Source organism: Flaviaestuariibacter amylovorans (assembly GCF_039541815.1).
Taxonomy (GTDB): domain Bacteria; phylum Bacteroidota; class Bacteroidia; order Chitinophagales; family Chitinophagaceae; genus Flavisolibacter; species Flavisolibacter amylovorans.
On record NZ_BAABGY010000016.1, the window covers coordinates 324,641 to 344,820 of the forward strand.

At 61.3% G+C, this 20,180-nt stretch carries 18 protein-coding genes; 12 read left to right on the plus strand and 6 right to left on the minus strand.

What is annotated here, in order from left to right:
* Window positions 1–117 precede the first annotated feature (117 nt).
* The 4 genes from ABD937_RS21105 to ABD937_RS21120 all read left to right on the plus strand — a co-directional run bounded on the left by ABD937_RS21105 (window position 118) and on the right by ABD937_RS21120 (window position 2,093).
* Entirely contained in the window at window positions 118–897 is a 780-nt protein-coding gene (locus ABD937_RS21105) for an exodeoxyribonuclease III (RefSeq protein ID WP_345257943.1), read from the plus strand.
* A 112-nt stretch (window positions 898–1,009) separates the two neighbouring features.
* On the plus strand, window positions 1,010–1,324 hold the full coding sequence (locus ABD937_RS21110) for a DUF4286 family protein (RefSeq protein ID WP_345257944.1): 315 nt from the start codon (window positions 1,010–1,012) through the stop codon (window positions 1,322–1,324).
* A 234-nt stretch (window positions 1,325–1,558) separates the two neighbouring features.
* Window positions 1,559–1,858, plus strand: coding sequence for an HU family DNA-binding protein (locus tag ABD937_RS21115; RefSeq protein WP_345258107.1), 300 nt, complete (start codon window positions 1,559–1,561; stop codon window positions 1,856–1,858).
* A 103-nt stretch (window positions 1,859–1,961) separates the two neighbouring features.
* Window positions 1,962–2,093, plus strand: coding sequence for a 30S ribosomal protein THX (locus ABD937_RS21120; protein WP_345257946.1), 132 nt, complete (start codon window positions 1,962–1,964; stop codon window positions 2,091–2,093).
* An 86-nt stretch (window positions 2,094–2,179) separates the two neighbouring features.
* Here ABD937_RS21120 and pdxH read toward each other — a convergent pair whose 3' ends face one another.
* From pdxH to pyrH, 3 genes are all read right to left on the minus strand, one after another.
* Window positions 2,180–2,827, minus strand: coding sequence for a pyridoxamine 5'-phosphate oxidase (gene pdxH, locus ABD937_RS21125; protein ID WP_345257947.1), 648 nt, complete (start codon window positions 2,825–2,827; stop codon window positions 2,180–2,182).
* A 484-nt stretch (window positions 2,828–3,311) separates the two neighbouring features.
* Window positions 3,312–3,893, minus strand: coding sequence for a hypothetical protein (locus tag ABD937_RS21130; protein WP_345257948.1), 582 nt, complete (start codon window positions 3,891–3,893; stop codon window positions 3,312–3,314).
* Window positions 3,894–3,943: 50 nt separating this feature from the next.
* Entirely contained in the window at window positions 3,944–4,660 is a 717-nt protein-coding gene (pyrH, locus tag ABD937_RS21135; protein WP_345257949.1) for a UMP kinase, read from the minus strand.
* Between the two features lie 237 nt (window positions 4,661–4,897).
* Between pyrH and ABD937_RS21140 the strand changes: the two genes are divergently transcribed.
* From ABD937_RS21140 to ABD937_RS21160, 5 genes are all read left to right on the plus strand, one after another.
* Complete coding sequence (locus ABD937_RS21140) at window positions 4,898–6,697, plus strand: carboxypeptidase-like regulatory domain-containing protein (protein WP_345257950.1); 1,800 nt, start codon at window positions 4,898–4,900, stop codon at window positions 6,695–6,697.
* A 105-nt stretch (window positions 6,698–6,802) separates the two neighbouring features.
* Complete coding sequence (locus ABD937_RS21145; protein WP_345257951.1) at window positions 6,803–7,357, plus strand: RNA polymerase sigma factor; 555 nt, start codon at window positions 6,803–6,805, stop codon at window positions 7,355–7,357.
* A complete protein-coding gene (locus ABD937_RS21150) occupies window positions 7,350–8,975 on the plus strand; it encodes a hypothetical protein (RefSeq protein ID WP_345257953.1) in 1,626 nt (541 codons plus the stop codon). Before ABD937_RS21145 ends, ABD937_RS21150 begins: the two co-directional genes overlap by 8 nt.
* A 361-nt stretch (window positions 8,976–9,336) precedes the next feature.
* Window positions 9,337–11,118 (plus strand): carboxypeptidase-like regulatory domain-containing protein, encoded by a 1,782-nt coding sequence (locus ABD937_RS21155; RefSeq protein WP_345257954.1) that lies wholly within the window; start codon window positions 9,337–9,339, stop codon window positions 11,116–11,118.
* 107 nt (window positions 11,119–11,225) lie between these two features.
* A complete protein-coding gene (locus ABD937_RS21160; protein WP_345257955.1) occupies window positions 11,226–11,855 on the plus strand; it encodes an HAD family hydrolase in 630 nt (209 codons plus the stop codon).
* Window positions 11,856–11,989: 134 nt separating this feature from the next.
* Here the strand turns inward: ABD937_RS21160 and ABD937_RS21165 are convergent, their stop codons facing one another.
* Window positions 11,990–12,703, minus strand: coding sequence for a PKD domain-containing protein (locus ABD937_RS21165; RefSeq protein ID WP_345257957.1), 714 nt, complete (start codon window positions 12,701–12,703; stop codon window positions 11,990–11,992).
* Between the two features lie 103 nt (window positions 12,704–12,806).
* Window positions 12,807–14,771, minus strand: coding sequence for a DNA mismatch repair endonuclease MutL (mutL, locus tag ABD937_RS21170; protein WP_345257958.1), 1,965 nt, complete (start codon window positions 14,769–14,771; stop codon window positions 12,807–12,809).
* Window positions 14,772–15,266: 495 nt separating this feature from the next.
* Here mutL and ABD937_RS21175 point away from each other — a divergent pair, with 495 nt between their 5' ends.
* The 3 genes from ABD937_RS21175 (at window position 15,267) to ABD937_RS21185 (ending at window position 19,077) form a co-directional block, all read left to right on the plus strand.
* Window positions 15,267–15,863, plus strand: a complete 597-nt coding sequence (locus tag ABD937_RS21175; RefSeq protein WP_345257959.1) for a hypothetical protein — start codon at window positions 15,267–15,269, stop codon at window positions 15,861–15,863.
* A 355-nt stretch (window positions 15,864–16,218) separates the two neighbouring features.
* Window positions 16,219–18,318, plus strand: coding sequence for an NAD-dependent DNA ligase LigA (ligA, locus tag ABD937_RS21180; protein WP_345257960.1), 2,100 nt, complete (start codon window positions 16,219–16,221; stop codon window positions 18,316–18,318).
* A gap of 198 nt (window positions 18,319–18,516) precedes the next feature.
* The gene (locus ABD937_RS21185) at window positions 18,517–19,077 is read left to right on the plus strand and encodes an NUMOD4 domain-containing protein (protein WP_345257961.1); all 561 of its coding nucleotides are present in this window, start codon (window positions 18,517–18,519) and stop codon (window positions 19,075–19,077) included.
* Between the two features lie 269 nt (window positions 19,078–19,346).
* Here the strand turns inward: ABD937_RS21185 and ABD937_RS21190 are convergent, their stop codons facing one another.
* Window positions 19,347–20,045: a DUF6624 domain-containing protein gene (locus ABD937_RS21190; protein ID WP_345258108.1), complete on the minus strand. Its 699-nt coding sequence runs from the start codon at window positions 20,043–20,045 to the stop codon at window positions 19,347–19,349.
* Window positions 20,046–20,180: the final 135 nt, after the last annotated feature.

Here is a 20,180-nt window from a genome sequence, read left to right on the forward strand (position 1 = left end):
CGGCGACGAAGAGGACCATAGCTTCCGCAAAAGGAACTGCAGCCGGCGTCAGCCACAGATCTGAAATCTGAGATCTCAGATCTGAGATCCCCTTCTGTTCCCTAGCTTCGCCCCCACATGAAGATCATCTCCTATAACGTCAACGGCCTGCGGGCGGCCATCAAGAAAGGGTTCATCGAGTGGCTCCGCACCCACCCTGCCGACGTGATCTGCATCCAGGAGAACAAGGCGCAGCAAAGCGACGTGGATGCGGCGGCCTTCGCCGAGCTGGGCTACGAAGACCACTGGTTCTGCGCCCAGAAGAAGGGCTACAGCGGCGTCACGGTGTTTACGAAGATCCGGCCCGATCATGTGCAGTGCGGCACCGGCCACCAGGTGAGCGACGACGAGGGACGCGTGATCCAGCTCGACTTCGGCCCGCTGCGCCTCATCAACGCCTACTTCCCCTCAGGCACCTCGGGCGACCTGCGCCAGACCTATAAGTACCAGTGGCTCGACGAGTTCTACGACTACGTGCAGGACCTGCGGCGGGAGCGCCCGAACCTCGTGGTGTGCGGCGACTACAACATCGCGCACAAGGAGATCGACATCCACGACCCGAAGGGCAACAAGAAGAACAGCGGCTTCCTGCCGGAAGAGCGCGCCTGGATGGACAAGCTATACAGCAACGGCTGGGTCGACACGCTGCGGCACTTCAACCCCGAGCCCGCGCACTACACCTGGTGGAGCCAGCGCTCGCCCACGGTGCGCGCGCAGAACAAGGGCTGGCGCATCGATTACATCTCCGTCACGGAGCCACTGAAACCCGCGCTGCGCGCGGCTTCCGTGTTCCCCGACGTACAGCACTCCGACCACTGCCCCATTTTTGCGGAGATCGATGAGACCGCGTTGAAATGATTTTGGATTTGTGATTTCAGATGTCAGATTTAGCGCAAAGCGGCGCAGATCTCAAATCTGGAATACGCCCCCATGAATCTGAAATCCCAAATCTGAGATCAAAAATTCTTGTATGCTGATCTACAACGTAACCTCGAAGGTACAGGCCGACATTGCTGAAGCATGGCTCCAGTGGATCGTGCGCGAGCACGGACCGGCGATCGTGGCCACGGGCTGCTTTACCGGGTTCCGCGTGCTGCGGCTCCTGGAGCAGGACGACGCCGAGGGCCCGACCTTCACCATCCAGTACAGCGCCGACGGCACGGCGGGCTACGAGCGTTACCTGCGCGAATTTGCGCCGCGCTTCCGCCAGGAGGGCTTCGATAAGTGGGGCAACCGCTTTATCGCGTTCCGATCCGTGATGGAAGTTATCCACGCGGGAGTGTGAAAAACAGCGACGCGGGCACCCGCCGCAAACCCTTACTGGTAGCGGATTTTCATTTATATGTCGGCGCAAACGCAGGCCCATGGCCCATCTGCGCGTTTCGTAGTTTTACCATGCGCGTATCACAAATGAGCTCCGTTCGCGCAAATCCAGTCCCGGAGCGGCTTTCAGCCGACAACACAATTCTTCCGAAAAGGCGAAAATTATTTTGCCGGTATCGAAAACCGTATAAATTTGTTGCATTCTAAATCATTAACTCTATCCACTATGAACAAAGCTGAACTGATCGCCCAGATCGCAGAAGAGGCGGGCATCACCAAAACCCAGGCTAACATCGCTTTGGACTCTTTCGTTGACTCCGTTACCAAGACCCTGAAGAAAGGCGACAAGGTGACCCTCGTTGGCTTCGGTACGTTCTCCGTATCCAAGCGTGCAGCCCGCAACGGCCGCAACCCCCAGACCGGCGAAGTGATCAAGATCAAGGCCCGCAAAGTGGCCCGCTTCAAGGCTGGCAAGGAACTGTCGAGCAAGCTCTAACTATAGAGACAAGCCATAAAAAAACCCTTCCGCGCAAAAGGAAGGGTTTTTTTATGGGCTTTATTCCCGAAATTCGCAGGCTCAAACAATAAAATAATTCATTATGGGACGTGGTGATAAGAAAACCAAAAAAGGAAAGATCTTCAAAGGCTCGTTCGGCAAATCCCGCCCGGCCACCGAAAAGAAGATCACCGGCAACCAGGTAGCTACTGCTGCTACGGAAAAGAAAGCGTAAGCGAGTTGATAAGTTTATAAGTTGATCGGTGTGCGCCCAGGCGCGCATCCTTGATCTACGTGTCAACTGAGCCACTAATCATCTACTCAGGGAGCCAAACGCTCCCTTTTCCATGCCCCGTTGTCGCCGAGGCTGTACTCCAGGCGGTCGTGCAGGCGGCTCGGGCGGCCCTGCCAGAACTCCACGATCACGGGCTTCACGAGGTAGCCGCCCCAGTGCGGCGGCCGTGCGATTTCCGACCCGGTGAGCTCCGACGCCTTGCTGTTAAATTCTGCTTCCAGCCATTCGCGGCCGGGGATCACCTGGCTTTGCGGCGAGGCCCAGGCGCCGATGCGGCTCCCTTCGGGGCGCTCGCTGAAGTAGGCATCGCTCACCGGCACGGGCACCTTCGATACGAGGCCGGTCACGCGCACCTGGCGCTCCAGCTCCTTCCAGAAGAACACGAGGCAGGCGCGCGGGTTCTCCTCGAGCTGCAGGCCTTTGTAGCTGCGGTAGTTGGTGAAGAATACGAAGCCCGCATCGTCGAAGCTTTTCAGCAGCACGATCCGCGCCGAGGGCATGCCGTCGACCGATGCCGTGGCCAGCGTCATGGCGTTCACCTCCTCGATCTGGCTCTCCACGGCCTCGTCCCACCAACGACTGAACTGGTCGATGGGGTCGGCAGCGGAACTCTCTTCGAGCAGCTGGCGGGAGGCATAGTCTTTCCGGATAGCGGCAATAGTGGCGTTGAGCATGCGGCAAAACTAGAGGGAGGATGTCAGATGTGTGATCTCAGATCTCAGATTTGTTTTCAGTGCAAGTGTCTTTTTGTCTGGAAGTTTTCTTTACGCGCGGTTTATCAAGGCTGGAAAAGGCAAAGAAGAGATTTCCACCGCCAAGAAAAGAAGGGGCTAAGGTTTTCGCTAAGGAGAGCAGGTCTATTGGTGCAGACGAAGCGAAGCTTGTCTGCATGCCGGCCGGAGCGCCGGCATCTTTTCGTCTATTTGTAATTCGTGTTCGGCGCCAGCTATCTTATCGTACTGAATAATCTTACATAGGTAAGGCCGGCAGATTCGAAACCTTCATCAGTTGAAGCAATAGACCGCGCTCATCGGATCAGATCAGTGGCATCTGCGTTCTTTCTCTCCTTTCTGACCATCGTCACTACACTGCCCCATATTAAAAAAAAGACCCCGCCGTGGCAGGGTCTCTACTTCGATATTCAACATTCCTTGTTCTTTATTCGATATTCATATCCGCCTCGCGGGTCATGTTCTTCAGCAGGGCAAGCTGTTTCCGGAGGCGGTAGGCTTCTTCCATCGCTTCGAGCGCTTCCTCGCGGGAGGCGGCGAGCTCGAGGCCGAGCCCCTCGTTCTCGGCGCGAAGTGATTCGAGCTCGTACTGTCGGTCGAGGTACTGGCCCTGCAGCTGGCGGTGCTCGAGCTGCAACCCCTCGAGCTCGAGGGCCATCAGTTTAAGAGTGCGCAGGCGGTCTTCGAGGGCGGAAAGGCGCCCCTGCACCGAGTACAGGCCGGCGTCGATCTCCTCGAGGCGGGCAGCACTCTCGCGGCGCTGGATGGCGAGGTCGCGCTCCTGCTCGAGGGCAGCGCGCCGCTGCGCGAGCAGCCACTGCAGGTCCTCAAACTCGAGCAGGTCTTCCTCGAGCACCTCGGGCAGTGCGCCTTCGGTAAGCGGCGGCGCGGCTGCGGGTGACGGGGGAGCCGGCTGCTGCGCGACCGGGGGCCACCAGTGGGCACGGTAGCGCCAGGCGGCACCCGCCAGCCCAAGCGCGGCCAGCAGGAGGAGGAGCACGGTAAGCATAAGGTTCGGTTTGTACGCCTAAGCTACGCCAAATTGCGGAGCCGGGGGTATCAGGCGCCGCGCACGAGGGTACCGACCTTTTCGCCCGTAACCACGCGGCGCAGGTTTTCGGTGCGGTTCATGTCGAACACCACGATCGGCAGCTCGTTCTCCATGCAGAGGGTAAAGGCCGTCATGTCCATCACTTTCAGCTGCTGCGAGATGCACTCCTGGTAGGTGATGACGCCGTACTTGGTGGCGGTGGGGTCCTTCTCGGGGTCGGCGGTGTAGATGCCGTCAACGCGGGTGCCCTTCATGATAACGTCGGCTTTGATCTCGATGGCGCGCAGCGAGCCGGCGGTGTCGGTGGTAAAGTAGGGGTTGCCGGTGCCCGCGCCGAAGATGACCACGCGGCCCTTCTCGAGGTGGCGGATCGCGCGGCGGCGGATGTAGGGCTCTGCGATCTGCTCCATCTTGATGGCGCTCTGGAGGCGGGTGTACACGCCTTGCTTCTCGAGGGCCGCCTGCAGGGCCATGCCGTTGATGACGGTGGCGAGCATACCCATATAGTCGCCGTGGGCGCGCTCGATGCCCGTCTCGGCCTCGTTCATGCCGCGGTAAATGTTGCCGCCGCCGATCACGATGGCGACCTGCACGCCGAGATCCACGATGGACTTGATGTCGAGGGCATACTGGGTGAGCACGGAAGTGTCGAAACCAAAGCTTTTGTCGCCCATGAGCGACTCACCGGAAAGCTTCAGCAGGATACGTTTGTATTTGGGGAGCATAGTTGCGGGATTGGCCGCGAAGATAACCGGAACTTCGGGAGTTTGGGAAGGTTCGGAAAAGTTCAGATAGGTTCAGAAGGGTTCAGAAGGGTTCGCAGGGGGCGCGTTCCCGGTGCCTGGCGATTTACGGCGTCAGCCAACCTTCCTGAACCCTCCTGAACCTTCCAGAAACTTTTTTCCCCACCGACCCAACCCTTTGGTGCCCCCGGCCGGTATCTCCTTCAAAACATCGAAACTATGCGCTTGAACACCAAAGCCGCTTCGCTCCTCGCCCTCACGGCCGCCCTTTTCCTGGGCAGCTGCCAGAAAGAGGTCGGCCACATCGGCTCCCCTGACCCCCAGCCCGTGCTCCCCACCCCCATCACCGCTACGCTTTCGGGCAACGTAGTGGACGAGAACGGCGCTCCCGCCTCCGGCGTCACCGTCAAGGTAGGCGGCCGGACCGTTTCCACCGACAACCGCGGCTACTTCCGCCTTACCGGTGCGGCCCTCGACAAGAACCAATCGCTCGTAACCGCTGAAAAGAGCGGCTATTTCAAGGCCTACCGCTCCTTTGCCGCCACCTCCGGCGCCAACCAGGTCATGATCAAGCTGCTGCCGCGCACCGTAGCCGGTAACGTGGACGCTGTAGCCGGCGGAGAGGCCTCCCTCGCCAACGGCTCCAAGGTAGCCCTGCCCGCGGGCGGCATCGTTAATGCCGCCACAGGTGCCGCGTACACCGGCTCCGTGAAGGTATACGCCGCCTATATCGACCCCACGGCCGCCGACTTCGGGGGTACCGTGCCCGGCTCGCTGATGGCCAACGACAAGACCGGCAAGCGCGTGGTGCTCACCTCCTACGGCATGCTGGCCGTGGAGCTCGAGGGCGCCTCGGGCGAGAAGCTGCAGATCAAGAGCGGCGCCAAGGCCCGCCTCACCACGGTGATCCCGGCCGCCGGCACCGCCTCGGCGCCCGCTTCGATCCCGATGTGGTACGTGGATGAAACCACCGGCATCTGGAAGGAAGAAGGCTCCGCCACGAAGCAGGGCAACGCCTACGTAGGCGAGGTGCCGCACTTCTCCTTCTGGAACTGCGACGTGCCCGAGAACTTCGTGAACCTCTCGCTCACGCTGAAGACCAACGACAATGCACCCCTCGTGAATGCCCGCGTGCGCCTCACCCGCACCGGTCAGTACTCCTCCAGCGCCAACGGCTTCACCGACTCGCTTGGCCAGGTAAGCGGCGCCGTTCCGATCAACGCGCCCCTCCAGCTCGAGGTGCTCGACGAATGCGGCAACGTGGTGTACACGCAGAACGTAGGCCCCTTCAGCCAGAACACGACCCTCCCCGCCATCACCGTAACGCCCAGCGGCCAGGCCTTCAGCACCATCAGCGGCAAGCTGCTGGACTGCAACAACGCCCCGGTAACCAACGGATACGCCATCATCGCCGTCAACAACCTCGTGCGCTATGTGGCTACCGACGCCCAGGGCCGCTACAGCACCAACGTGCTCACCTGCACCGGCAGCAACGTTACGGTGAGCGTAGTAGGCGTGGACAACAGCACCCAGCAGCAGAGCAGCGGCACCAGCGCAGCCTATGCATCGCCCGCCACCAGCGTTGCCGATATCTCGATCTGCAACGGCACGTCGACGGCCCAGTTCATCAACTTCCAGCTCGACGGCACGTCCTACAGCATCACGAGCACGGCGACGAGCGACTCGCTGACCTACTTCTCGATGCCCGACAGCTCCGGCGGCAGCGCCCGCAGCTACATCATGGGCTCACGCCGACCGGGCGCCGGCAACAACGACAACATCTCGTTCATGTTCTTCCACAGCGCTAACCCGGTGCCCGGACCGTTCAACATGATGAACATCCAGGTCAATAACTACCAGCAGAACGTGATGATCCAGCCCTCTACGGTGACGGTAACGGCCTTCCCGACCGTGGTAGGCACCTTCATCGAAGGATCGTTCACCGGGTCCTTCCGCGAAGGCGGCGCCACGCCTACCCACACGGTGAGCGGCACCTTCCGCCTCCGGAAAACGTTCTAACCGGATTTCGGGAACCGTGGGCCTTGCAGCCCACGGTTTTCCGCTTCCGGACCGCCTCGATCAAACGCCCTATTTTCACCCCTGTTAAACCCGACGACAGCCCTTTTGACAACAACGCCCAGTGATACCGACCTGCTCAGGGGCTGCCGCAAAGGCGACCGCAAGGCACAGGAACTTCTCTACCGGAACTACTACCGGTCGATGATGGCCCTGTGCCTTCGGTATTGCGGCAATGACGAAGATGCGATGGAAGCGCTGAACAATGGCTTCCTCAAAGTGTTCCGGAACGTGGCGCGCTACGATGCGGCTCAGGGAAGCCTCTATACATGGATGCGCACCATCGTGCTGAATGCCTGCCTGGACTATATCAAGAGCCGCTCGCGCAACGAGCCTACCCGCGAGCTCACCGACACGATGGAGGCCGACCTCCCCGCCGAGGCCGTAAGCCGCCTGCAGGCCGCCGAGCTGCTCGCGCTGGTGCGCGCGCTGCCGCCCGCCACGGCCGCCGTTTTTAACCTGTATGCCATCGAAGGCTACAACCACCGCGAGATCGGGACGCTGCTCGGCATCTCGGAAGGCACTTCGAAATGGCACCTGAGCACCGCCCGAAAGCAACTACAGCAAATGATCCACCAGCAGAACCTGAAATGCCATGAGTAAGCTACCCCCATATGAAGAACGCGACCGGCAGTGGGACGATATGCCCCTGCCCGACGCGGATGTCGCCTGGCAGCAGATGAACGCGCTCCTCGACAAGGAGGAGCGCCGGCGCCCCCTGTTGCCGCCCTTCCTCGTGAGCTGCGCCGGCATCGGCCTCCTGGCTGCGGCCCTCATCGGCGGCGGCTGGTGGCTGCTCGCCGGCGACCGCGACGACACCGTGGGCAGGGCCACTCCGCCCGCTGCCACCGTGCCTGCCGGCACAGCACCCTCGACCCGGGAGCCGGTGGATCTGCCTGCTGCAGCAAGCAATACGCCCCGGACTGCGGATGCACAAAACGGCAGCGACGGCACTCCCCCTCCTGCTGCAGGCAGCCCCGTAACGAAAACTCCCGGTACGACCGGAGGAACAAACAACGGCACGACGAACGGGAGCACGCCTTCAGCAACCGGCACAGGCACCCCTACCGCGGGCAAATCATCCGAAGCGAGCCGCGCGGCTACTTCCGGCAAGCCGGCCGATGGAGCTCACAGTAATCCTACGGTCACGGCCATGCGCAGCCGCGTTAAGAGCAGCTCCCATCCAACAGGCCTGTTGCGCAGCGGCCGCAGCAGCAACGACGGGTCCGTTGCCCGCGATCCGAAGCGCCTGGTAACGAAGCAGGGCACTCCCGCCAACGCTGGTACTGCTACCATGCAGGACCCGACAACCCCAGCCAACGCTCAAGCAACTACGGGCGCTCCAACAAACCCCCAAAACCTCGAAAACCCTCTTTCTCCTGCCGTTCGCTTACCTCAGGACTCCGTCCGTAAAACCACCATTGCCACTACTGCCGGCCCCGGTAGCCCTGCTGCCGGGCCGGCCACCGGCAAACCGGCCGACAGCCTGCAAAGCAGCGACAGCAGCGCCAACCCCCAAAACCTTCAAAACCCTCAAAACCCCAAGAACCCTTCTTCCAAACCCCTGATCCTTTCGGCGGGCGTCGGCCTCCAGCAGCTGCTCGTTGTGGATGGGCAGCAGCCGACCCCGTATAACTACAGGGGCGGCAGCGGGTTCCTGTCCGACCATGTGCCCTCCGTGTACCTCCGCGCAGAAAAAGGCCGCTGGTTCCTGCAAGGCGAGGTAAAGCTCTCGGCGCCGCAGCTGTTCCGCTCCTTCGCCTACAGCCAGAAAACGGTGTACGATACCGCCAACGCCCAGCTTCAGGTGACACGCAACCGCCTCCGCAAGGCCTACTACCACCAGCTGCCCCTGACGCTCAACTACCGGGTATGGAAAGGCTGGAGCATCGGGGCCGGCGGCATGTACAGCGTCTTCTACCGCGCGCTTTCGGAGCAGGAGATCAGCACCCGCGCCATCACACCCGGGGCCACCGTCAGCTCCGTAACGCGCCGCGTGCCCATCCCGGAGTACCGCGATTCGTTTCTCCTGCGCTCGCAGGTGCACCTGCTGCTGCAGACCGACTATTCCTGGCGTCGCTGGAGCCTCGGCCTCCGCTACAAGCGCGACCTGCAGCCCTTCATCCGCTTCACGCGCCCTGACGGCACGGTCGAAGACCAGCACAACCATTCGCTCGAGGCCGTGCTGCGCTTCCGCCTCTGGCAGTCGAAACGGCGCTAAACCGTTGTTCGTAGTCTCCGACTACGAACAACAATTCTCGTTCACGGTTTTACATTGTCATATGTCCCCGGCGGTTTCTACCGCCGGGGTCTTTTTTTGGCGTGTAGCGCGGCCTTCTGCAAGCGAAGATGAACGGTCATTGCACTACTTACGGGCACTGCCATCAAGGATTCTTTTTCAAACACCCGCTGTGAAAAATAATACGAGCATTCCTTTAACTTTTTCCTACCGGCCCGGTCTATGAAAAAGGCGCCCCGCAAACCGCTTTGCTTACCCGCCCGCCGAATTCCAACCCGCAACCGCCAGCATGGATCCTTTCCGTAGATCTACGGAACCCGTCAACCTGTAAACACAACATACCATGCACCGGAAACTACTCACTGCCCTGCTGGCGACCCTCCTCTTCACGGCCTGCCGAAAAATGGAATCTTACGAGAACAACCCCGTGCCTTCCGCGGTGGCCCCCGATCCCGTAAGCGCCACGCTCCAGGGCACCGTGCTCGACGAAACCGGGGCACCCGCTGCCGGCGTTACCGTACGCGCCGGCAGCCGCAGCGCCACCACCGACAACAATGGCCACTTCCGCATCACGGGCGCCGCCCTCGACCGGAAAGCTTCCGTGGTCACGGCGCAAAAAAACGGCTACTTCAAGGCGGTGCGCAGCTTCGCCGCCACCAGCGGCGCCAACGAAGTGCGGATCAAGCTCATTCCGCGCAGGTCGGCCGGCTCCTTTGACGCGGCGGCGGGCGGCGCCGTATCCCTGGCCAACGGCGCACAGGTGACCCTGCCTGCCGGCGCGGTAATGCTGAAGTCGGGCGGCGGCACCTACAGCGGCACCGTGCACGTATACGCCGCTTATATCGACCCCACCGCACCCGACATCGCGCAAACCATCCCTGGATCGCTCATGGCCGACGACAAGGACGGGCGCCGGGTGACGCTCGCCTCCTACGGCATGATGTCCGTAGAACTACAGGGCGCTTCCGGCGAGGCGCTTCAGGTGAAGACCGGGCAGCAGGCAACGCTCAAAATGCCGATCCCGGCGGCCCGTGCCGCAGCTGCACCCGCAAGCATCGCGCTCTGGTATGTAGACGAGGCCACCGGCCTCTGGAAGGAAGAGGGCACAGCCACGAAGCAGGGCGACAGCTACATCGGAACCGTGAAGCACTTTTCGTTCTGGAATTGCGACATCGGGCTCAACGGCAGCTACCTCAACCTGACCCTGGGAACAGCGGGCGGAGCCCCCATCGCGCATACGATCGTCTGGCTCAGCGCCCCCCGCCCCGACGGCGCATTCGATTTCGTTTACGGCTTTACCGATTCCCTGGGCCAGGTGAGCGGATACGTACCCAACGGGCTGCCCATCACGCTGCGCCTTGATAATGCCTGCGGCAATACCTACCATACACAGGCACTCGGCACCTTCAGCCAGAACACGAGCCTCGCACTGAGCATCACGCCGCAACAGCCGGCACTCGTAACCGTAACGGGGACCCTGCTCACCTGCGCCGGTACACCGGTGACCGACGGCTATGCCAACATTCGCTACGGCTTCTCGCAAGCCTATGTGGCCACCAACGCCAGCGGCGCCTTCTCGGTGACCCTTCCCCTTTGCCCCTCGTGGAATGAGCCGGTGCGGGTGCGCGGCGTAGACGCAGGCAACATCCAACAAAGTGCCGAAATGACGTTCCCTGTCACCGGCAGCAGCATCAGCACCGGCCCCATCGCCGCCTGTGGCAACATCGACTACAGCTTTATCAATTACAGCATCGACGGGAGCGACTATCGTATTTCTACGATCCGGCCCGGCGATACCGTACGTGGCTATCCCGTTCAATACGCACAGCCGGCGCTGCCGGGCACACAGATCGCAGGCAGCCGCAGCGTGGCTAATGAATTCATCTACTTCAGCTTCGAGAACGGCAGTGCCCAGGCACCCGGCACCTATCCCCTGCGCCACATCTATGTAAACGGCAGCAGTGGCCCGGGAACCGCCGCGGCCGGGTCTACCGTGACCGTTACCCGTATGGCGCTGCAGCAGAACCAATACTACGAGGGCTCCTTCAGTGGCACGTTCACCGACGGGCAGAACACGACGCATACCCTCAACGGCACCTTCCGCGCCCTGCGCGACCGGCCCTGAGGTCCTGCGCTTTGTTTTCAGGAAACAGCCCCGGCCATAGCGCCGGGGCTTTGCTTGACAGAGGTTGTATCAACGGATCGTGGAACGACCTTTGCGCAAACTGCCGCATGCGCAAGAAAGCCCTGATCCTCGACCTCGACAACACCATCTACCCGGCCAGCGCCATTACCGCTACGTTGTTCGCCCCGCTCTATGACCTTATTCAAAAAAGCGGTGAATACCAGGGCACCTTCGAAGACGTGCAGGCCCGTCTCCTCCGGCAACCCTTCCAGGTGGTGGCACAAGCGTGTGCCTTCAGCGAAACATTGACGCAGGATGGCATCCGCCTCCTTTCCACGCTCACCTGGAACGAAAAGATGGAGCCCTTCGAAGACTATGCTTCGCTGCGCACCCTTTCCTGCAAAAAGTTCCTCGTCACTACCGGCTTCACCGCGCTGCAGCACAGCAAGATCGCGCAACTGGGGATTGAGAATGACTTCGAGGCCCTCTTCGTGGTAGACCCGACAAAGACAGAGCGCACGAAGCAGGACGTGTTTCAGCAAATCCTTTCCGACTATGGACTCGAAGCAGGCGACGTGCTGGTTGTGGGCGATGACCCGCACTCGGAGATCGCGGCGGCAACCGCGCTGGGGATCGATACGCTCCTGTATCAACACGCGGGCACGGGGCCCCGGATACCGGGCCAGGAGACCATTCACTCGTTTGCAGACGAAAAGCTGCGCCGCTTCTTCGGGTGAGTGGCCGCAGCTGCCGGATCAGGGTTCCCGATTCCCGCAGCGTTCCTTTTACCCGCGGATTGCCCTCCGGTAAGTGAACGCATCCGGCAAGCCGCTCCGCAGGTCCAGATACCTGACAGGGCAGCAGCGCCCGCCTAATTGCAATACTCGATCTTCACATCGGGCGTGTCGATCGCCTGGTAATTATCCGGGTAGATATAGAGCGTGCGGCTATAGTTACCGTATTCCCACAACGGCGGGGTCGCTCCATTGCCATCGAACGCGTCGACGTGCAGTACCCGCTGCCAGCTGGTGGACCCGCCTCTCCTCAGGTACACGTTTCGTACATAGCTGCCGTGCGGCAGGCCGCCAAACGGGTTGTACAGGTTAAGCTGCATGCCCCAGGAAAGATCCCAGACCTGGTTCGGGATGATCCGCTCCTGCAATGCCCCTGTACACACCGGCTCGCGTACGGAGATCACGACCCGGTCGGAGGAGCTGAGGTCGTGCTCGTCGGTGACGGTAAGCTCAAACTCATAATTACCGGGAACGAGCATCCTGCGCGCCCCCACGTGGGCAAGGCCTGTAGTGTTCAGATAAGCGCCGGCCGGCCCCGACACGATGCGCCAGTGATAGCGCAACCAGGTGCCGTCTGAGTCGGAGCTCCGGGTGCCGTCGAGGCCATGGGTGCTGAAGGGCAGGTAAAGCGTGGTATCGGTACCCGCGTGGGCAACAGGGCCTTTCAGGACCCGCGGTGGCCTTGTGTCGGGCGCACGGATATGCCCACTGTTGCTTTTTTTACAGGCGGTTGCCAGCAGGATCAGCACGGGCAGGAAAAAGGGCAAGAAGCGACAGGCTACACTTTTCATAAAAACGGGTTGAGGAGGCGAAAAGCGACAGGTGCGTCCGGGGGTAGCAACACTCCTAAGGTAAGAAAAAATGAACGGCAATGCTCCTCCTCCTGCCCGGTGTTCAGCGTCCGAACATCTTGTCGAGCCCGTCCTTCGCAAACTCCACATACGTCGGCTTGCCGCCCGGTGTGGCGTTGGGCTGGCGGCACCGGAAGAGATCGTCTACAAGGCGCTGCATCTCGCGGTCGGTGAGCTGGGTACCCGGCTTGATCGACTGCTGCAGGGCCACGGAGCGCAGGAGCGTTTCGCGACGCGGGAGCTTTACCTCGGAGAAATGCTTGGTCTGTTCCAGAATGCGCTCGAGCACCGCCTTCTCGTTGCCGCTTTCCACGTCGGCCGGCGTGCCCTGGATGATGAACGAAGAGGGGCCAAAGGGTTCGATGGAGTAGCCCATGCGCGCGAGGTCGGGCAGGAGCTCGGTGAGCAGCACGGCGTCGGGCGGCGCGAGCTCGAGGGTGCTGGGGAAGAGGCTGCGCTGCGTGGCCACCGGCTTGCCGTGCATCGCGGCCATCAGGCGCTCGTAGAGCACCCGCTCATGGGCCGACTGCTGGTGCACAAGCAGGAAGGAGCGCTCTGCCGCCACGAGGATGTAAGTGCTGAACAGCTGCTGCACCTCCATGCTTTCCTGCACGGCATAGGCCTGCTGCAGCGACGTAAACCCGCCTTCGCCAAAGACTTCGGCGGACGGAGCCCGCCCATCTCCTGTCCCTTCGCTGTGCCGCGGGATGACCACGTCGGAGGGCGATGCGCCTCCATGGCCCAATGCATCCGGGCGGAGCTCCAGGGCAGACTGTGTGGCGGCATCGGGCAGCGGCAGCACCGGCGACCCTTCGAAGGCGATGTCGGTGAGCGAGCGGAAGGAGCCGTTGCCCGCCGAAGGCGACGCCTCGATGCGGTGGGCCTGGTGCGCGCCGGTAAAGCCTTGGTACAGCGAAGAGGCGCGCGCGGCGCTTTGCTGCTGCTCCGTGAAAGGTCCCTGCACGGCCGACAGACCCTGGATGGACGCATCGAGCTCGAAGTCGAGCGTGGGCGTGATGGAAAACTGCGCGAGGGCATGCTTGATGGCGGCCTGCACAAAGGCGTATACGATCTTCTCGTCTTCGAACTTGATCTCCTGCTTCGTGGGGTGCACGTTCACGTCGAGCTGGGCGGGATCGAGCTCGATGAAAAGGACGTAGGAAGGAAAGGCATCGGGGCTGATCAGGTCCTGGAAGGCGTTCAGCACCGCGTGGTTGAGGTAGGCGGAGCGGATAAAGCGGTTGTTGACGAAAAAGTACTGGTCACCCCGCGTTTTCTTGGCGGTTTCGGGCTTGCCCACGAAGCCCTGTACGTTGAGGTAGTCGGTGTCTTCCCTCACGGCCACGAGCTTCGACGAATAGTTGTTGCCCAGCACCTGCACGATGCGCTGCTTCAGCGAGCCCGCCTCGAGGTGAAAAAGCCCCTGCCCGTTGTGGGTGAGGGAGAAGAAGCGGTCGGGGAAGGCGAGGGCCACGCGGATGAACTCGTCAACGATATGGCGCAGCTCGGAGGTATTGCTTTTGAGGAAATTGCGGCGGGCGGGCACGTTGAAGAACAGGTTCTTCATGCAGATGGAGGTGCCCACGGGGGCCGCCACGGGCTCCTGCTTCGTTACCTGCGAGTGCTCGAGCTCAATGCAGGTGCCGAGCTCGTCTTCGGCACGGCGGGTGCGGAGCTCCACCTGCGCCACGGCGGCGATGGAGGCGAGGGCCTCGCCGCGGAAGCCCATGGTGCGGATATGAAAGAGGTCCTCGATCTTCTGGATCTTGGAGGTGGCATGCCGCTCGAAGGCGCGGCGGGCGTCGGTGGCGCTCATGCCGGAACCGTTGTCGATGACCTGCACGAGGGCCTTGCCGGCGTCGTTGACGATCAGCTGGATCCGGGTAGCTCCGGCATCGACGGCATTCTCGAGGAGCTCCTTGACAGCGGAGGCGGGTCGCTGGATGACCTCGCCCGCGGCGATCTGGTTGGCAATATGATCGGGGAGCAATTGAATTCTATCAGCCACAGTTCTCTCTTTGAAAACGAAATTACGGGATCGGGGAAGGGTTTTGAAAGGTTTTGGAGGGTTTTGGGAGGTTTTAAAAGGTTCTGAGGGTTGCGGAGCCGGGGTTTTCTCAAAGCACAACCTGGGTTTCATCCCGCCTCCGGCGTCAGCTGCCTCGCCACGCAGGGCGACGCGGCGCGTCCTACGTTGAAACGCCTTTCCGTTGTGCCGTTGTGTCGCCGTGTCGTTGTGTGAACGATCCTGCCGCAGGTAGGACCAAACCTTTGCATCCTGGCAGGAAACCCGGGCGCCGCTTGGAACAGCTAAGGCCGCTGGCGGGCAACTGGGGATGCAGCACCCCCTTTCCCCCTGAAACCCGCTAGGGGCTTCAACTTAGCCCGAAAAAACCGAAACCCGTCCGTAGGCAAAAAGCGCCGTTTGACCGAAAGAAAAGGACGCCTCATCCGTAGCGCCGCTACCTTGGGCCCGCAACTGAAAAACACCGCCACCCGTCCCATGAACCAATTCCTGCCCGCTGCTGCCCTGCTCCTGCTTGCCGGCTGCTCCAAGGTCGCCGAGGCGATCGCTGACCGGGCCACCACCGATGCCCCTGCAACCGATGCTGCACTAGAATACCTGATCGAAGCCGGCGCGCACAGCGCCAACCAGAACGCCTTTCGCTCCGTAAGCCTCACGGAGCAGAAGTTCACCGTCCGCTTCGACTCCTCCGCCATCTATACCACCCGCAGCGCCGAGAACCAGTACGACATCAACAAGCTCTGGGGCTTTTCCGACAACGGCGGCAACCACCACCAGTTCTCCGCCCGCTTCGGCTGGCGCTGGAGCGACGGCGCCCTCCGCCTGTTTGGCTACGTCTACAACGGCGGCCGCGTATCGAGCGCCGAGTTGGGGGCCATCGCCATCGGCGCCGATCATTCCTGTAGCATCCGCACTACGGCCCGCCACTATGTGTTCAGCGTCAACGGCCGCGCCGACTCACTGCCCCGCACCGCCGCCACTGCCCGCGCCGAAGGCTACCAGCTCTATCCCTACTTCGGCGGCGATGAGCCAGCGCCGCACCGGGTCAGGATCTGGATCCGGGAAACGAAATAGAGACCCGGCCCCCTGTCCCCCGAAGGGGGAACTTAGGTCGGGGATACTTTACTTGTTTGGACCTTTTCTCAAAGCACTTTATACGAAAGACCCGCCGGTGGCGGGTCTTTCTACTTTATGGAGTACTGGAGCAATTGAGTACATGAGCAATAGAACAAACGAGGGGGAGGAAAGAAAGGATGAATTTCTCTCCTCCATACCCTGCCCTTCCCTCAAGTACTCAATTGCTCATGTACTCAATTGCTCAAGTATTCTTCTTCCACCCGAAGAAGGGCCGAATTGGTAGGTACAGCCCCAGCCTAAGTTCCCCCTTCGGGGGACAGGGGGCCGGGGCCGGGCGACTTATATTTGCTGCATGACCCGCACCGACCTTTCCGCCATCACGCAGCAGACGAAAGAGCTCCTCAAAAAGGCCACCGACAAGGCAATCACGACCGCCGACATCGAGGCGCTCCGCTCCGTGCTGCGCTTCCACGAATACCGCTACTACGTACTGAGCGAACCGCTCGTCTCCGACTTCGAATACGACACCCTCTATAAAAGCCTCGAAGCACTCGAAAAAGAAGCTCCCGACCTCGTCACGCCCGACTCCCCCACACAGCGCGTGGGCCAGGGACTGACAAAGGACTTCCCCACCGTGCCGCACCTCGTGCCGATGCTCTCGCTCGACAACTCCTACAACGCCGACGACCTCCGCACCTTCGACAAGCGCGTGCGCGAAGCCACGGGCAAAGAGGTGATCGAATACTGCGTGGAGCCCAAGTTCGACGGCGCTTCCATCTCGCTCGTGTACGAGAACGACAAGCTCGTGCGCGGCGCTACCCGCGGCGATGGCGTCCGCGGCGACGACATCACGCCCAACATCCGGCAAATCCGGAGCATCCCGCTCACCGCCGCTTTCTCGGCCCACGGCATCCATACCGCAGAAATACGGGGCGAGGTGCTGATCAACAAGAACAACTTCAAAGCCTTCAACGACGCGCTCATCGAGGGGGGCGGGCAGCCGCTCGCCAACCCGCGCAATGCCGCCTCCGGCACCCTCCGCATCAAAGACCCCCTGGAAGTGGGCCGCCGCAAGCTCGAGGCCTTTGTCTATCACCTCGGCTACTACACCCTCATCAAGGGACAGCAGGAAGACTTCAGCACGCACGGCGAGACACTGAAGATGATGTGGGACCTCGGCTTCCGCTCACCCGAAAAAGAGAAGAAAGTGTTCACCGGTATCGACGCGGTGATCGAATACTGCAACGACTTCGAAGCCGGCCGCGACGACCTTCCCTATGAGATCGACGGCATGGTGATTAAGGTGAACGACTTCGCGCTGCAGGATCGGTTGGGGATGACCACACACCACCCGCGCTGGGCCATTGCCTACAAGTTCAAGGCACGGCAGGCCACCTCGAAGCTGCTGCGCATCGATTACCAGGTGGGCCGCACCGGCAATATCGGGCCCGTGGCCAAGGTGGAGCCCGTGCACATCGGCGGCGTTACGGTATCATCCGTCTCGCTCTTCAACGAAGACGTGATCCGCGAAAAGGACATCCGCATCGGCGACACCGTGCTCGTGGAGCGCGCCGGCGACGTTATCCCCTACATCGTGAAGCCGCTTGTAGAATTACGGGACGGCTCCGAGACGCCCATCGTCTTCCCCACGCACTGCCCCTCCTGCAGCGACCCGCTCTTCCGGCCCGAGGAGGAGGCGGCCTGGCGCTGCATCAACATCGCCTGCCCCGCGCAGGTGCTCGAGCGCCTCTTCCATTTTGTGTCGAAAGACGCGATGGACATCCGCGGCCTCGGTGCGGCCAATATCGAGAAGTTCCACAAGCTCGGCCTGCTCTCCTCGATCCCCGGCATCTACCGCCTCAACTTCGAAGCGATCGGCTCCCTGGAAGGCTTTGGCGCCAAATCGGTGGAGAAGCTCCGCGCGGCCATCGAGGCTTCTAAGACACAGCCGCTGCACCGCCTCGTGTTTGCGCTCGGCATCCGCCATGTGGGCGAAACGATGGCCAAAACGCTGGCGAATGCCGTACAGCATATCCGCGACCTCGCAGCACTCAGCGAGGAGCAACTCATGGCACTCGAAGACGTGGGGCCGAAGGTGGCCGCCTCCGTGCACGCCTTCTTCCGGAACGACGATTCGCTTGCCCTCATCGCGGAGCTCGAAGCGCTTGGCCTTACCGTCACCAATGCCCCGAAGCCCAGCACCGGCGGCTCCTTCGAGGGGCAGAGCTTCCTCTTTACGGGTACCCTGAACCGACTCAAGCGCAGCCAGGCCGAAGGCCTTGTGGAGCAGCAGGGCGGTACCGTAGCGTCGGGTGTCAGCAGTAAGCTGCAGTACCTCGTGGTAGGCACCGATGCCGGCTCCAAGCTCGAGAAGGCAAAGAAGATCGCGTCGATTAAAATTTTGACCGAAGACGAGTTCATTTCCTTGATTGGCGAGGGTTTTGAAGGATAAGAGATGCGCGTGTGCTTCGGCGTTCCGGCACCGTGAGTCGTGAAGCGTCAGGCGTGAGGAGGAACATTCCGACAGTTGTGAGGCTCCTCCTCACGCTTCATCCCGCCAAGGCGGAAACGCCTCACGACTGATTTCGGAGTGCCGCGCCTTGTTGTAACACAGCCTGAATCGGTACAAACCCGGCAAAGAGGAATGAATATGATCAAGAAATTGCCTGGAGAAACCTGGAAGCCACTCACTTTCGACGGATATAAACAATTACGGAACCGCTATGCCCTTTCGAGCCACGGCCGCATCGCCTCGTACCGCGAGGACGTGCTCGAAGACGGGAAGCTGCTCAATGGATCGGTCACGACCGGGTACCGCACGCTGAACCTGCACCGGCCCGACTCGAAGGGAACCCTTTACATCCACCGGGAGCTCGCGAAGCTGTTCCTGAAGCGGCCCGGCCCGAAGTACGCCTTCGTGATCCACAAGAACCACGATAAGCTCGACAACAACATCAAGAACCTGAAATGGGCCACCCTGGAGGAAATGATCGAACACCAGCAGACGAGCCCGGCCAAGTTGGCCTATAAGGAGAAGCAGGCCAACCGCACGATCGGCCTCAAGCTCACGATCGCGCAGGTGCGCCGTATCAAAGACCAGCTCAACAGCGACCGGCGCCGGCTCACCATCAAGCAGCTCGCTGAGAAGTACGACGTGAGCGAGATGACGCTCTACCGCATCAAAAGCGGTGAGAACTGGGCGCGGGTGTGACCCCTCCCGGCCCTGCCCAAGGGGGAGGGAGCATCGGGAATCGGCGATCGGGAATCCGGCATCTTCCAGAGTGGATCCGGTTATCTGGGTACGGAAATATGCTTTACTTATTCAAGGCAAGGAGCAAGGCTCCTTGCCTTTCTGTTTCATACCTGCTTTTATCTGCGCCCGTTTGACCTAAGGAAACGCGGCCAAACGAAAAGGACCGGACTGCCGCAACGCCTAATTCCCGATTGCCGATTGCCGATTGCCGATTACCGATTGCCGATTCACGATTCCCGCTTCCGGAGCTGCCCCGTATACCGTTGCTGCATGCTGCGCAGGTATTCCTCCATCGGCGGAAGGCCCAGCTCGGCCCGGCGGGCGTCGAGGCGCGAAGGGTCGGCAACGGGCCGGGGAATAAAGGCCGTGGAGTCGGCGTTAAGCATTACCTGGGTGCCGAACAGCTGGCGCTCGCCGGCATTGAGCAGCACGCGGTCTTGGAGGAAGGCGAAGTTGGCGGCGTTGGCATTGCCCGCGGCCACCTGCTGGCGCATGAGCTGCAGGGCCTGCCGCTGCAGCGCCGGGTTGCCGTCGGCGTGTTGCAGGAGGAGCCAGAAATTATCGGAGGTCTGTGCCCCCACGGTGCGGACGCCCGGAAAGCCGTGTTCCGCCACCATGCGGCGCAGCTCGGGCAGGTGCGCGGCATCCGTCTGGCGGATCTGTTGCTGCAGGAAGGCACGCAGGGAAGAGTCGGCGGCGCCGCTCTGCTGGAGGTGCTGCAGCCGGGTGCGCCACTTGAGGTCTTCGGCGGCAAGGGAGTCGATCCGGACAGCCAGCTCGTAGTTATAACGATCCGGCTGAGCAGCCGCAGCTGCGGGCAGCAGGAAGGCCAGCAGGAGCAGCCGGAGCAGGATTATGGGACGAGGGAAGCGCGTTGCGATGGGGTTTGTTGCTCTTAAAGATAGGGCACAGGCGCAAACAGTCATCAACCTCCCCTGTTAAGCCCAACTGCGGCTAGTGTCACATTTTTTTAAACAGGTTGGGCCCATTGTACCGGAAGTGCTACAAAAAGTGGAAAACTGCGGCACGGATCACCTTTAAAAAAAATGGAATGTTTCTTG